This window comes from Anaerovibrio lipolyticus DSM 3074, assembly GCF_900141865.1.
GTDB lineage: Bacteria > Bacillota > Negativicutes > Selenomonadales > Selenomonadaceae > Anaerovibrio > Anaerovibrio lipolyticus.
This window is the reverse complement of record NZ_FQYW01000004.1, coordinates 155,519-169,191: the sequence shown is the minus strand read 5'-3', so window position 1 is coordinate 169,191 and position 13,673 is coordinate 155,519. Positions and strand designations below refer to the sequence as shown.

At 45.8% G+C, this 13,673-nt stretch carries 13 protein-coding genes; 11 read left to right on the top strand and 2 right to left on the bottom strand.

Translation table 11 applies throughout. The annotated features are described in order from the left end of the window. Window positions 1–7: 7 nt before the first annotated feature. Entirely contained in the window at window positions 8–526 is a 519-nt protein-coding gene (locus tag B6K08_RS01965; RefSeq protein WP_268761925.1) for a helix-turn-helix domain-containing protein, read from the bottom strand. Window positions 527–699: 173 nt separating this feature from the next. Here B6K08_RS01965 and B6K08_RS01960 point away from each other — a divergent pair, with 173 nt between their 5' ends. The 11 genes from B6K08_RS01960 to B6K08_RS01910 all read left to right on the top strand — a co-directional run bounded on the left by B6K08_RS01960 (window position 700) and on the right by B6K08_RS01910 (window position 12,312). Further along, on the top strand, window positions 700–1,611 hold the full coding sequence (locus B6K08_RS01960) for a DMT family transporter (protein WP_200810370.1): 912 nt from the start codon (window positions 700–702) through the stop codon (window positions 1,609–1,611). A gap of 184 nt (window positions 1,612–1,795) precedes the next feature. After that, window positions 1,796–2,722 (top strand): ketopantoate reductase family protein, encoded by a 927-nt coding sequence (locus B6K08_RS01955; protein WP_039206308.1) that lies wholly within the window; start codon window positions 1,796–1,798, stop codon window positions 2,720–2,722. A gap of 135 nt (window positions 2,723–2,857) precedes the next feature. Next, window positions 2,858–3,592 (top strand): ATP-binding protein, encoded by a 735-nt coding sequence (locus B6K08_RS01950; RefSeq protein ID WP_039206307.1) that lies wholly within the window; start codon window positions 2,858–2,860, stop codon window positions 3,590–3,592. A gap of 197 nt (window positions 3,593–3,789) precedes the next feature. Then, a complete protein-coding gene (gene ftsE / locus B6K08_RS01945; protein ID WP_027397372.1) occupies window positions 3,790–4,476 on the top strand; it encodes a cell division ATP-binding protein FtsE in 687 nt (228 codons plus the stop codon). Further along, window positions 4,466–5,353 (top strand): permease-like cell division protein FtsX, encoded by an 888-nt coding sequence (gene ftsX / locus B6K08_RS01940; RefSeq protein WP_039206306.1) that lies wholly within the window; start codon window positions 4,466–4,468, stop codon window positions 5,351–5,353. Before ftsE ends, ftsX begins: the two co-directional genes overlap by 11 nt. A 9-nt stretch (window positions 5,354–5,362) precedes the next feature. Beyond that, window positions 5,363–6,496 carry a murein hydrolase activator EnvC family protein gene (locus B6K08_RS01935; protein WP_039206305.1) on the top strand — a complete coding sequence of 378 codons (1,134 nt, stop codon included), beginning with the start codon at window positions 5,363–5,365 and terminating at the stop codon, window positions 6,494–6,496. A 96-nt stretch (window positions 6,497–6,592) separates the two neighbouring features. After that, on the top strand, window positions 6,593–7,744 hold the full coding sequence (locus B6K08_RS01930) for a S41 family peptidase (RefSeq protein WP_143254804.1): 1,152 nt from the start codon (window positions 6,593–6,595) through the stop codon (window positions 7,742–7,744). Window positions 7,745–7,891: 147 nt separating this feature from the next. Further along, the gene (locus B6K08_RS01925) at window positions 7,892–9,199 is read left to right on the top strand and encodes a TolC family protein (RefSeq protein ID WP_234985146.1); all 1,308 of its coding nucleotides are present in this window, start codon (window positions 7,892–7,894) and stop codon (window positions 9,197–9,199) included. An 81-nt stretch (window positions 9,200–9,280) separates the two neighbouring features. Continuing rightward, complete coding sequence (locus B6K08_RS01920; protein ID WP_407639831.1) at window positions 9,281–10,369, top strand: efflux RND transporter periplasmic adaptor subunit; 1,089 nt, start codon at window positions 9,281–9,283, stop codon at window positions 10,367–10,369. 19 nt (window positions 10,370–10,388) lie between these two features. Continuing rightward, a complete protein-coding gene (locus tag B6K08_RS01915; RefSeq protein WP_039206303.1) occupies window positions 10,389–11,105 on the top strand; it encodes an ABC transporter ATP-binding protein in 717 nt (238 codons plus the stop codon). Beyond that, window positions 11,095–12,312, top strand: coding sequence for an ABC transporter permease (locus B6K08_RS01910; protein ID WP_039206301.1), 1,218 nt, complete (start codon window positions 11,095–11,097; stop codon window positions 12,310–12,312). The genes B6K08_RS01915 and B6K08_RS01910 overlap by 11 nt, the downstream gene beginning before the upstream one ends. 89 nt (window positions 12,313–12,401) lie before the next feature. Here the strand turns inward: B6K08_RS01910 and B6K08_RS01905 are convergent, their stop codons facing one another. After that, window positions 12,402–13,466: an HD-GYP domain-containing protein gene (locus B6K08_RS01905; protein ID WP_027397365.1), complete on the bottom strand. Its 1,065-nt coding sequence runs from the start codon at window positions 13,464–13,466 to the stop codon at window positions 12,402–12,404. Between the last annotated feature and the right edge of the window lie 207 nt (window positions 13,467–13,673).

Here is a 13,673-nt window from a genome sequence, read left to right as displayed (position 1 = left end):
AAATATGTTATTGATAATATATTATATCCAGAAATTCTATGGGCTCCTGACTAGAGTTTCTAAATTTATGGGGCTTGGTGCAATCAAAGCATATAGCATCCCCTGGCTTCAGATAGTAGGTCTCATTATCTAATATGGCTTCTAAAGGGCCCTGTTGTGCCAATACGTATTCCTGGGTTTTAGGGGAGTGACCATCGGAAAAATGCTCGCCTCCCGGGGCAATTTTTACCACAAAGACGTCAAAGCGCCTTGATGAGGTGGCTGGAAAATAGCAAAGAGCCTGGAAAACGCCACCGTCATCCTCCTGGGGAGGAAGCTCATCTCCGCGTATTACCTGTACCTTGGCCTCTGGCTGTACAATTAGCTGGGAATAGTCTACCCCCAATCCGTTGGCCACCTTCCAGATCGTGTTGATGGTTGGATTGCCTTCCCCCTTTTCTATCTGGGACAGCATGACCTTGCTGACTCCAGACCGTTCTGCCAATTGTCCGAAACTCAAATTTTTATCTTCCCTTAGCCTGCTCATATTTATAGCAATAATTTCATTTATAGTCACTTGTAATCACTCCCTTGATACAATATATTTTACTATATGTAAAATATATTGTAAATAATCCTTGACTTTTCATGGCGGGTTATTTATACTCATTACATTAAATCTTACATTCTGTAAAATATATTTTAGGGAGGTTGATATATATGTTATCGTTAGCTTTACCATCCATGGGCAAACTGACCACGGAAGCTGCCCGTTGGCAAATGCTTTTCTCCATGGCAATCTTTGGTACCTTGGGCTTTTTCAGCCGTTATACTGAGGCTATTACTTCAGCGGAATTATCCCTGTATCGCTCAGCTTGTGCAGTGGTTATTATTGGTGCTATGTTTATGGTTCAAAGGAAAAAGCTGTCCTTGAAGAAAATGAAGGGCGAAGGGGTATTGATGCTGCTATCTGGTATAGCATTGGCCATAAACTGGGTATTTATGTTTGAGGCCTTTCGCAATACATCAATAGCGCTGGCCACCATCAGCTACTATTTTGCACCGGTTTTGGTAACTATCATATCACCTTTCCTTTTCAAGGAGAAATTAACCAAGCAGCAAATTTTTTGCTTTGTAATGTCCACCCTGGGCTTGGCCCTTATCGTGAATGTTTTTGATTCATCCTTGGGAAGTGATGATACCCTTGGTATAATCTATGGTTTGTTAGGAGCGGTCTTTTATGCTACCTTTATTATTCTCAATAAGTACATCAAAAGCGTAGGCAGTATGGAACGGTCCTTTTATCAGTTTGGCATTGCAGCTCTGGTAATGCTTCCTTACACCGCATCAGTCGATGGTTTTCATCTGTTGGATTTAAATGGTGTCGGTTGGTTAAGCTTGGCAGTAATCTGTCTTGTTCATACGGTTATCATGCACTATGCCTATTTTGAATCCCTGGGGAAGCTCACAGGGCAAGAAGTGGCCATCTTGGGATATATTGATCCGTTAGTGGCTGTGTTAATCTCATACTTCGTTTTCCATGAGAGTCTGACCATTACCCAAGGGATAGGCGGAGTGATGATTTTGGGCTTTGCGCTATGGAATGAAGTCAGCCATTCGGCAGGTAGTTAATTATCAATAGTTGTGTGGGCTGGCTTACTGCTTTTCTAACGTTCATATTGTCATTAATCTTGGATAATATATTATCCAAAAATTGTGTAAATACTGCAAAATAGATAAAATATTAGTATGGTAAACATTGAAGTTGACCAGGGATATGTACAATGAAAGAAAGTAGAGAGATGGAGGGCCTCACATGAAATTTTGCATATTTGGTGCCGGGGGAACCGGCGGAACATTGGCGGCCTATTTGGCCATGGTTGGCAATGATGTGACCTTGATAGCCCGTGGGAAGCATTTGGAGGCTATACAGGAAAAAGGACTGGTGCTTCATACCAATCATCGTGGCACTGTTACGGTTGACAATATAAGAGCCGTTACGGCAGCTGAGTATATGGATACACCGGATGTGCTCTTTGTCTGCGTGAAATATTACAACCTTGATGACGCTGTAGCATTTGTCCGTGAAAAGGCGGGAAAGGATACTTTGATAGTACCGATTCTGAATGTCTTTGGCACTGGCGGTGTAATGCAGGAACAGCTACCGGACAATACCTGTCTTGATGGCTGTATTTATGTTATGAGCGAAATTGAGGCTCCAGGCGTAATATACCAGTCCAATAAAATTTTGCGGGTTATTTTTGGCTATCGGCCAAAGCAGAAGAAAAAGCTTATAGACAAGGCAGGGCAGCTGGAGCAGATTTTGCGTGATGCAGAAATCAAAGCCCATTTCAGCGATAATATTATTCGTGATGCCCTGCAGAAATTTGCCTTTGTCTCCCCGGCGGCCGCAGCAGGGTCCTATTTTGATGTAACCTGTGAAAAATTCCAGCATCCAGGGGAGGAACGGGATACCTTCACTGGTCTTATAAAGGAAGTAGTGGCTCTTGGCAAGGCCATGGAAGTGGAATTTGAGCAGGATTTGGTGGAAGTGGGGCTGAAGATGATGGACAATTTAAAGCCAGATTCCACCATGTCCATGCAACGGGATATTCAGCGGGGCCGTCAGTCAGAATTCAGCGGTCTGGTAACCAGAGTGGTGAATCTGGGCAAGGAATATGGTGTTTCTGTGCCACTTTATGAGAAGATAAATGACTGGGGAACTGCTAATGGGATAAAATGATTAAAAACTGGCATATTTTTCCTGATACGCTGTGAAAAAATTCTAAAATGTTGTTTTTACAACATAATATTTAGGATGATTCCTATATAATCATGCCATGAAGTTAAGGTGTGTGAACAATAGGAGGCAATAAATATGCTTAGACAGATTATTCATATTGATGAGGAAAAATGTAACGGCTGTGGCCTGTGTGCCCAGGCTTGTCACGAGGGAGCCATAGATATTGTAGACGGTAAGGCCAAGCTGATGCGGGAGCATTTTTGTGACGGGCTTGGTGACTGCTTGCCGGGCTGTCCTACAGGGGCTATTACTTTTGAGAAGCGGGAAGCTCCTGCCTATGATGAGGCAGCGGTAAAGGCGGCCCAAAGTGCCAAGAAGGCGGCTTCTGCGACCATGATGCCACCAATGGGCATGGGATGCCCAGGCTCCAGGGCCATGCAGCTTAAAAAGTCAGAGGTGACGGAGTCACAGGCGGATAATCAGCCAATGACTTCTGCCCGTTCAGTGTCCCAGCTTAATCAGTGGCCATGTCAGATAAAGCTGCTCCCAACTCAGGCACCATTTTATGACGGGGCCAAGCTGCTGATTGCAGCGGATTGTACCGCCTACGCCTATGCCAATGTCCATGAGGATTTCATGAAAGGGAAAATAACCCTGATTGGCTGTCCAAAGCTGGATGAGGGAGATTACAGTGAGAAGCTGACGGAAATCATCAGTAAGAATGATATAAAGAGCGTAACTATTCTCCGTATGGAGGTGCCATGCTGCGGTGGCCTCCAAAGAGCCGCAGAAACAGCCCTGAAAAACAGCGGCAAATTCCTCCCTTGGCAGGTGATAACCATCTCCCGTGATGGCAGGATATTGGAATAAATATTGATGTAAGATGCCCTTGGTACACTCAGTTGTGTACTAAGGGTATTTTTTGTACATGAAAAATGAGGGAATGAAATTATGAAATATAAGGGAATGAAATTGTGAAATGTGAGGGAATGAGCCATAACATATTTCTTTTAGCTTGCCCGCTTTTGTGATAGAATAAAAGACAGTGTAGAAATGGAGGTTTCTCGATGATTCATATGAATGATGTTATGAAGGTATATGACAACGGTGCCATTGCCCTCAATCATATCAATGTTGATATTAAGAAGGGTGAGTTTGTGTTTTTGGTGGGCCCTAGTGGCGCCGGCAAATCCACCTTTATTAAGATGCTGTTCCGTGAAGTGTTGCCATCCTCTGGCATTCTCACTGTAAACGGCCGTGATATTATCCATATGTCCAATAAGGATGTGCCTTATTTGCGCCGTTCCCTGGGGGTTATATTCCAGGATTACCGTCTGCTGCCGGACAAGACAGTGTATGAAAACATTGCCTTTGCCATGCAGGTTATCGAAGCACCACGGCGCATGATGCAGCGCAATGTTAATAATGTGCTGGATATTGTAGGACTTCGTGATAAGTACAAATGCTTCCCAAATCAGCTCTCTGGTGGTGAGCAGCAGCGTGTGGCCATTGCCCGTGCTATTGTAAACAATCCTGCCATCGTTATTGCTGACGAGCCTACAGGTAATCTTGACCCGGAGACTTCATGGGGGATTATGGATATTTTCAAAAACATTAACGCCTCCGGCACCACCATCGTAATGGCAACCCATGACAAAACCATTGTGGATGCCATGCAGAAGCGGGTTATTGCCATTGAGCATGGAGAAATAGTCCGTGATGAGGCACGAGGAGGTTACGGCTATGAGCATTAATACTGTGGAGTATTTTATTCGGGAGGTTATTCACTCCTTAAGGCGTAACAACTGGATGTCAGTCGCTTCCATCGGTACAGTTGCGGTATCACTGTTCATTTTCGGTATGTTTCTTATGCTGGTTATGAATATGAACAAAATGGTGGATGCCATGGAATCCCAGGTGCAGATCAAGGTTTATCTGGAGGATGATTTTTCCCGTGATGATGCCCGTGATCTGGAGGTGGATTTGAAGAAAATGCAGGGGGTAGAAAAGGTTACCTTCGTGCCAAAGGAAGAGGCCATGGAGAAATTCAAGGAGCGTTTGGGGGACCAAAAGACTCTGCTGGATGCTTTGGACGAAACCAATCCTTTGCCGGATTCCTTTGAGGTTATGGTGCTACAGCCGGAAATGGTTAAAACCGCCGCTGAAAACATCGAAAAGTTCGAGGGCGTGGACAGTGCCAAGTACGGTCAGGATGTTATGGAGCATCTCTTTGATATTACCCGACTGATTCGTATTTTCGGCTTTGCCTTGATGATGGTGCTGGCCTTGGCCACTCTCTTTATTATTTCCAATACCATTCGCCTTACGGTGTTTGCCCGCCGCAAGGAGATTGCCATTATGAAATACGTTGGTGCCACTGACTGGTTTATTCGCTGGCCATTTGTGCTGGAGGGTATAGTGATGGGCTTTTTGGGAAGTCTGATTGCTTCCGTTGTCCTGCGACTCACCTATTCCGGTATTACTGCCAAGATTTATGACACCTTGGCCTTCTTCCCACTGATTCCGGAGGAGCCTTTCCTCAATTATGTTACAATGATTGTGGTTATTGGCGGCATGATTATGGGTGCCATTGGCAGTACAGTTTCCATTAAGCGTTTCCTGAAGGTCTGAGGTGCTGTTATGAGTTTTTTTACTACCAAGCACAAGACGGCTAGTCTTATAATGGCGGCTCTCATGTCCCTTTCTGTGGCAGGAACTGCTTTGGCTGATGACCTTGAGGAACAGCTTCAGGATCTGCAGGAAAAGGCGGCCCAGCAGCAGGAGATTACCAACGAGGCCCAGGCCCGGGTGGAGAATTTGTCCGAAAAGCTGCGGGTTTTGCAGGAAGAGGTGGATGCTGCCACTTCCGAGTACAATGATGTAAAGGGCAGATTGGATAAGGTTCAGTCTGATATATACGAGAATACCGAGCTCCTCAATAAAACAGAGAAGGAGCTGCAGGTAAAGAACAAGAAGCTGGCCAAGCGTGTAAGGGATATTTACATTAATGGTCAGATCAGCTATGTGGATGTGCTTTTCGGGGCCAAGGATTTCTCGGATTTCCTTACCCGTATGGACATTCTGAAGCGAATTATCAAGCATGATTACGACCTTATTATGAAGGTGAAGGCTGATCGCGAGATTGTTATGAACACCAAGGCCAAGCTGGAAAAGGATAAGGCGGATGTGGAGCTTCTGGTGGCTGATGCAGAAATCAAGCAGAAAAATATGCTTGATAAGAAGCAGGCCCAGCAGGTGCTTTTGGATAAGGCGGAGTATGACAGAGATGTTTCCCAGCAGGCCTATGAGGAAATTATGGCGGCATCCCAGGAGATTACCCGCATGATTCAGCGCAGTCAGATGGTTGGCGGCAGCTATGTGGCCGGCGGTTCTGGTGCCATGATATGGCCACTGAATGGTCCTATCACCTCTGAGTTTGGTTGGCGTACCCATCCTATTTTTGGCACCCAGCGTTATCACAGTGGCCTTGATATTGGCGGTGATTACGGTCTGCCTATTGTTGCAGCGGCCAGCGGAACTGTTATTCATGCAGGCTGGATTAGTGGTTATGGCTACACTGTCATTATTGACCATGGTGGCGGAATCACTACCCTGTATGGCCATAATGAGTCGCTTTTGGTGGGTGAGGGTGAGTCCGTATCCCAGGGACAGACTATTGCCATGTGCGGTTCTACTGGTAATTCCACCGGTCCTCATTGCCATTTCGAGGTTCGTGAAAACGGTGAGCCGGTAAGTCCATATAGTTATTTGTAAGTTGCTTAAACACGTGCTCTTTTGCCTGCCCGTAGTGGCAGGTGAAAGGGCTCTAATTTGATTTGGGGTTATTTTGGAAATGATTGGAGAATGTTCATGAGTCAGACTAAGAAAAATATTCTTCTTGTAATCAGCACCGTACTGGTTACTTTGGTAGTGACAGGCTGTGCCGCCCTTTATCTTATGGGTGGAAATTTGTCGAAGGCAGGAGATATGATCCGCTTTATTGCCACGGTGCGCTTTGTGGAAAATCACTTTGACGGTGAGGTGGATCAGACAGCACTTATTAATGGCTCCATCGATGGCATGATGAAATCCTTGGGAGATAAGTATTCCATTTATCTTGATGAGGATAAATTTCGCCAGCTTAATAATATAAACAATGGTACCTTTGGTGGCATCGGTGTGGTTATGAGCTTTGCTGAGCCGGGCCACTGCAAGATTATGTCAGTAATGGAAAATACTCCTGGCCAGGATGCCGGGCTTCAGGCCGGTGATGAAGTAATCGCCGTAGAGGGGACTCCAGTTTCCGAGCTTCAGCCAGAGGAAGTGGTGGGAAAAATTCGTGGCGTTGAGGGAACTCAGGTGGTAATCACCATTCGTCGCCAGGGGGAAGCGGACAAGGACTATACTCTTACCCGCTCCGTTATTGCCATGACCACAGCAGCGGGAGATATGATTCCGGATACTGACATTGGATATATTCGCATTGCTTCCTTCAGCGAAAACACTGGAAGGGAATTTAAGGATGCCCTGGAAAAGGAAAGGTCACAGAATGCCAAGGGGCTTATCATCGATTTGAGGGCAAATCCAGGTGGACTGGTTACTTCTTGTATGGAAATCGCCAATATGGTGGTGCCGGAGGGAGAAGTGGTGTCTCTCATTGACAAGTCCGGTGATAAGCAGGTGTTTACTTCCAGTCTGACAGGTGCAAGCATGCCTATTGTGGTACTTATAGACGGCAATAGTGCCAGCGCTTCTGAGATTTTGGCGGGAGCATTAAAGGACAGAGGGGCGGCTACACTGGTGGGGATGAAATCCTACGGCAAGGGCTCTGTACAGACTATTTTGCCGTTGTTCCGTGGAGATGGTATAAAGCTTACTGTGGCCAAGTATTATACTCCATCAGGTACCAGCATTGACGGCATCGGAATTCAGCCCGATGTGGAAATAGCCATGCCGGAAAATCCTGTTGAGGACGTTCAGCTTTTGAAAGCAATAGAGGTAATGAAGGGAAAAATCCAGTAACCCTACCAAACTAATGGTATTTTAATGATTAGTTTATAGAATGTTTATATTCAGGTCATACAATGTTACAAGAAATTAAGGCACAGCTATGTGCATTTAGATGATTTCCTCCTGCTGAAGGGCAGGACCTTTGAAAGGATGTTTGTTATGAGAAAGAGATTTTTAATAGGAGCCATATTGCTGGCTGCCAGTGGCTTTTTGACAGGGCCCACGGCTGGTCAGTGTGCATCGCTGTCATTGGAGGAAGCTATACAGACGGCTCTGGTTAATAATCCTGACGTGAATATAACCAGATTGGCTGAAGATACTGCCCAGGCCAAGCTGAGCCAGGCCCGGGGAAGTAACAGCATCTCTGTAAAGGCTGGCACTAATTTCGGTAAGTCCGAAAAGAATGACATGGGGTGGGACAATAATAACGCCACAACTATTTCTGCTTCAATGCCATTGTTTAACGGAAACATAACTGGCCGAAATATTGAAAGTGCGGAAATAGGAGTGGATATTGCCAAGCTACAGACCCAGCGCAAGTGGGAAACCACCAAGCTGTCAGTTATCAAGGCCTACTATGACGTATTACAGGCCAAGAAGCAGACGGCAGTTTATCAGGATGCCGTTGACAAGTATCAGCTGCATCTGACTAATGTGGAGCAGCTGTACAACGCCGGCAGCAAGGCCAAAATTGATGTGCTCCGTTCTCAGGTGGAGCTGGCTAATGCCCGTCAGAGCCTGATTAAGGGGCAAAATGCTTATGAGAACAGTAAAAGTATTTTGAAAAATCTTCTGTATATGGATCAGAATGAGCCGGTGGAGCTTACGGATGATTTCGTATACGAACCCTTCAATGATGATGTTAATACCTGCGTCTCCTATGCTTTGGAAAATCGCAAGGATTTAATAGTGGATACCTATCAGGTGAAGCAAAAGGAGCTGGCACTGAAAAATGCCTTGGCTGGATATATGCCAACGGTGGATCTTAGTGTAAGCACCGGCTGGAATAAGCAGGTGACGCCAAGCCGTGAGAATCACAGCGTTTCGGGAACCATTGGTGTAAACTGGAACATTTGGGACAGCGGTGTTACCAAGGGAAAGGTGAATGCCGCCAAGGTGGAGCTGGAGACGGCAAAGCTGACCCTTAATAAGGATAAAAGCACTGTGGATATGAATGTCCGCACAGATTATAACAGTATGCGCGAAGCAGAAAAGCGCTTTGAATCCACCAAGGAAGCCGTGAGAGAGGCCCAGGAGGATTACTTTATTGCCAATGAGAAATACAAGGCTGGCGAGGGTATCATGCTGGATATTATTGATGCCCAGAATGCTCTGGAAACGGCCCAGCATAATTTCTTAAGTGCCCAGTACGACTATGCAAGACATAGGGCAGCGGTGGAAAGCGATATGGGGCTGGATGTTCATCCTTCCACCTCCACAGTTTCCAATGCGCCATCAGAAAAGTGATGGGCTATTCTGAAGTGAGAAAAGAGGCAAAGATATGAGAAAGAAAAAACTTTCACTATAGCTGTCATCCTAATCGCAATTTTGGTGGTAATATTTGGCGGGTACATGTATTTCAGCAGCTCCAATGCAGAAAAAAACGCTGCCTCCACTGAAATGGCCCAGGTTCAGCGTATGAAGATAAAATCCACTGTGTCTGCCACGGGAACAATTCGCCCAGTGGATTCCGTAGAGGTTAGCTCCAAGATTACAGCCCGTATAAAGTCGGTGCTGGTAAAGGAAAATGACCATGTAACAGCAGGGCAGACTGTGGCTATTTTGGATGGCAAGGACTATGAGGCCTCCAATGATCAGGCAGAATATAAGCTGATTAATGCCAAGTCCAAGTACAATCGTGTGTCCTACCTTAATTCTATTGGTGCCAAGTCCCAGGAGGAGATGGAGGACGCCCAGCTCACCTATGATACAGCTGCCAGTAATCTGGAGAAAACCCAGTCTGATTTAAGCGAGACTGTTATTGTGGCTCCTATGGATGGCATTGTGGTGGGTGAGCCTAAGAGTGCCGGAACCATGGCGGTACAGGGCAATAGCAATCCTACCGTTATTATGACCATTGCGAATATGAGTACAAAGCAGATTCTGGCCAAGGTGGATGAAACCGATATTGGCAGCGTGAAGGTGGGGCAGAACGCCACCTTTACCGTTGATACCTATACGGGAAAGACCTTTACAGCAAAGGTTTCCAAGATTTCCCAGACAGACGTTACCAATAGCTGGAACACCAATTCCAGCAACAGCTCAGCTTCCACATCTTCCACAGCCAGTGTTATTTACTATTATGTGGTGCTGGATGTGGATGATCCTGATAATCTGTTGCTGCCGGCTATGACAGCTCGCGTGGACATTGTTACCTCTGAGAAGGAGAATGCCCTGGTGGTTCCAATCTCTGCCCTGAAGACGGATACCAAGGGCTCCTATGTTCAACTTAGTCTGCCGGATGGCACTACTGAAAAGCGCTATGTATCCACCGGAATATATAGCGATGAATATGTGGAAATTGAGGATGGCCTCTCCGATGGTGATACTGTAGCCATTACCTACAAGGCCAAGAGCAGCACTGCAACCACTTCCAAAAACTCCAGAGGCGGCGGCCCAGGCGGACCTCCAATTTAAGAGCGGAGGTTGATAACTAATGAGTAATATCGAAAAAATTACTATTAGCCTTAGGGGGATAAAAAAGCTGTACAAGGTGGGGGATCAGGAGGTGGCGGCTCTCAATGGCATAGATCTGGATATTAAAGAGGGAGAATTTGCCGCTCTTATGGGGCCGTCTGGCTCTGGTAAGTCCACCCTTATGAATATTTTAGGATGTCTTGATCGCCCAAGCGTGGGTTCCTACAAGCTGGATGGCCAGGAGGTGGCTCACCTTAGCGATGATATGCTGGCCAGAACCAGAAATCAGAAAATCGGCTTTGTTTTTCAGAACTTTAATCTTTTGTCCAGAATTTCTGCTCTGGAGAATGTGGCATTGCCCTTGGTTTATGCCGGAGTCGACTCTGATGAGCGTGAGGAACGGGCCATGTATTTTCTGGAGCAGGTGGGGCTGGCAGACAGGGCAGACCATCAGCCCAATGAGCTGTCAGGTGGTCAGCGGCAGCGTGTGGCCATTGCCCGGGCCTTGGTAAATGATCCCCAGATTATTATGGCGGATGAGCCAACAGGCAACCTTGATACCAAGTCCACCAAGGAAATAATGGAAATATTCCAGTCCATGCACGAAAAGGGGCGTACCATTATTTTGGTAACCCATGAGCCGGATATAGCGGTTTGTGCCAGCCGTCAGCTGCTGGTCCGTGATGGTGTTATTACCAGAGATGAAGGGAAGGGCGTGGTTTTGGATGTTGTTTAAGGAAAGCTTTTCCATGGCCTTTACTGCCCTTTTGGCCAATAAAATGCGGTCCCTTCTCACAATGCTGGGCATAATCATCGGCGTTGGTGCCGTTATTGCCATGGTTTCTGTGGGTATGGGTGTAAAAAGCGATGTAGTAAACAGCATTTCTTCCCTGGGAAGTAATATGCTAATTGTATCTCCTGGCTCCACCAACAGGGGCGGTGTCCGTGGAGCAGCTGGCTCCCGTACCAATCTGAAATACGATGATGCTAAGGCCATTAAGGAAAAAATAAAGAATATTGATTTCGTATCACCATCTGTATCCCGGTCTTACCAGATTGTTTACGGCAACCAGAACTGGAATTCCTCGGTAATGGGTGTGACTCCTGAGTATATGTCCATCCGTTCCCTGGAGGTCAGCACCGGCTCCTTTGTCAGTGAGAGTGACAATAATAAGAGAAATCGTGTGGCCGTTATTGGAAGCACTGTAGCCACAAACCTTTTTGGTACAACTAATCCTGTGGGGCAGAATATCCGCGTTAATAATCAGCCCTTCAAGGTTATTGGCGTACTGGAAAGCAAGGGGCAGTCCTCCATGGGACAGGATCAGGATGATGTGGTTATTGTGCCGCTCACTACAGCCATGGAACGCCTTATGGCCATGGATTATGTATCCTCTGTTAATATTCAGGTATCTGATGCCAATAAGATGGATCAGGTTCAGGAGGATATTGAGGTGCTGCTGCGTCAGCGTCATAAGATAATCGGTGGCAAGGAGGACGACTTTAATGTTCGTAATATGACCAGTCTTATGGAAACAATGAGTCAGACCACTACCATGCTCACCATACTTTTGGGAAGTATCGCTGGTATATCTTTGGTGGTAGGTGGCATCGGCATTATGAATATAATGATGGTGTCAGTTACGGAGCGTACCCGCGAGATAGGTATCCGCAAAGCACTGGGGGCCACCTTCCAGAATATCATGATGCAGTTTCTGATAGAGTCTGTAGTCATCGGTGTTATTGGCGGTATTATAGGCATTGGCATGGGCTGCGGTTTGTCCATGCTGGTGGGCAAGTTTGGCAATTTCACCACGGTTATTACACCTTTGCCAGTGCTTGTGTCCTTCAGCTTCTCTGTGGGCATTGGCCTGTTCTTTGGAATTTATCCAGCCAGAAAGGCTGCCAAGCTGGACCCTATTGAAGCATTACGTTATGAATAAAATAGGAACACCTTCCCCAGAGGGAGAGAATGACATCAAAAAACCTGTTGCGTTGCTGCAACAGGTTTTTTTACGTCATGATTAAAGCTTTATTTTGCGTTGTATTCTACTATCTTAATACCACGGTGCTCATTCAAGTCAATGATATTATCCTGGTCAATCTTAATGAGCGGATGAATAGCCAGGTCATCAGGATAGCGGAGAATAGTACCGGTGAGACCATTGTTGAGAACTACAGTGGAGCCCAGGAAGGCATCCTTGATTCTCTTGAGGATTACAACGCAGATTTCAGGATCCAGCTTGCTGTACATCAGCTCAGTAATTTTGGCAATGGCCGCAAACGGAGTCTGACGTACAAAGCCCTCACGTTCTGTTGTGATGTTATCATAAAGATCTGCAATGGCAATAATACGGGAGAACTGATGAATCTTGTCACCACTAAGACCATCAGGAATACCACTGCCGTCCAATGCTTCGTGATGCTGCAGGGCAGCCAGCTTTATTCCCTCAGACAGCTCCGGACTGGTGGCCAGAATCTTGTAGCCATCATAGGTATGCTGTAAATATGTTTCGAAATCCTCACCCTTTAAAGTCTCCACCTGACGATTCTGCAATCGTTCTGGGAAATGAACCTTACCAATATCATGGAGGAAACCGGCAGTGATAAGGTCAGTAACCTGTCTTGATGGCATAAGCAGCCATTTCCCAATTACACCTGCCAAAATGGAAACACGGATGGAGTGGTTATATACGTCGTCAGCCATATGGTTGAGCTCGTAAAGGTAATCGATGGCACCGCTTTGCTTGGACATGGGCATCAGGTCTTCCTTTACCAGTTCCTTTGTCTTTTCCGCTGGCACCTTGTCATCCTTCAGAGTGGATGTAAAAATGTCATTTACCTCGTGCACTACCTCACGGTATTGGGCCGCAAACGCATTGCTGCGGTTAAACATGGCCATGACATTCTGGTAGTTTGGACTAAGTTCATATTCATCTTTAACATATACATAAGGAACATTAAGGAATTCCAGTCTGGTGATGTGGGCCTTTGTCAGCAAGGTATTTTCTGACAGTACCACCACCATATCGTCGTTGAGTATTGTACGAGCAAGCTCCATCCCCGGTTCTAACTCATCTATTGTTAATTCTTTCATACATAGCCCCTCCAATTCACTATTTACCATTGTAACATTCTATATGATACTGTAAAAATCCTACCATTAAGTAAAAAAAATATGGAAAAAATATAGAAAAAGGACAAAAGTCTGATAAGAAAAATGTAAATTTTAATATTTTACCATTTTTCTCTTGCAATACATTAACTAACTAAAGTATAATATGCGTATTGAAATTGCAATAAC

Coding starts and splice junctions, on each gene's coding strand:
- B6K08_RS01965 (WP_268761925.1), bottom strand. CDS start 526: ATGAGCAGGCTAAGGGAAGATAAAAATTTGAGTTTCGGACAATTGGCA.
- B6K08_RS01960 (WP_200810370.1), top strand. CDS start 700: ATGTTATCGTTAGCTTTACCATCCATGGGCAAACTGACCACGGAAGCT.
- B6K08_RS01955 (WP_039206308.1), top strand. CDS start 1,796: ATGAAATTTTGCATATTTGGTGCCGGGGGAACCGGCGGAACATTGGCG.
- B6K08_RS01950 (WP_039206307.1), top strand. CDS start 2,858: ATGCTTAGACAGATTATTCATATTGATGAGGAAAAATGTAACGGCTGT.
- ftsE (WP_027397372.1), top strand. CDS start 3,790: ATGATTCATATGAATGATGTTATGAAGGTATATGACAACGGTGCCATT.
- ftsX (WP_039206306.1), top strand. CDS start 4,466: ATGAGCATTAATACTGTGGAGTATTTTATTCGGGAGGTTATTCACTCC.
- B6K08_RS01935 (WP_039206305.1), top strand. CDS start 5,363: ATGAGTTTTTTTACTACCAAGCACAAGACGGCTAGTCTTATAATGGCG.
- B6K08_RS01930 (WP_143254804.1), top strand. CDS start 6,593: ATGAGTCAGACTAAGAAAAATATTCTTCTTGTAATCAGCACCGTACTG.
- B6K08_RS01925 (WP_234985146.1), top strand. CDS start 7,892: ATGAGAAAGAGATTTTTAATAGGAGCCATATTGCTGGCTGCCAGTGGC.
- B6K08_RS01915 (WP_039206303.1), top strand. CDS start 10,389: ATGAGTAATATCGAAAAAATTACTATTAGCCTTAGGGGGATAAAAAAG.
- B6K08_RS01910 (WP_039206301.1), top strand. CDS start 11,095: ATGTTGTTTAAGGAAAGCTTTTCCATGGCCTTTACTGCCCTTTTGGCC.
- B6K08_RS01905 (WP_027397365.1), bottom strand. CDS start 13,466: ATGAAAGAATTAACAATAGATGAGTTAGAACCGGGGATGGAGCTTGCT.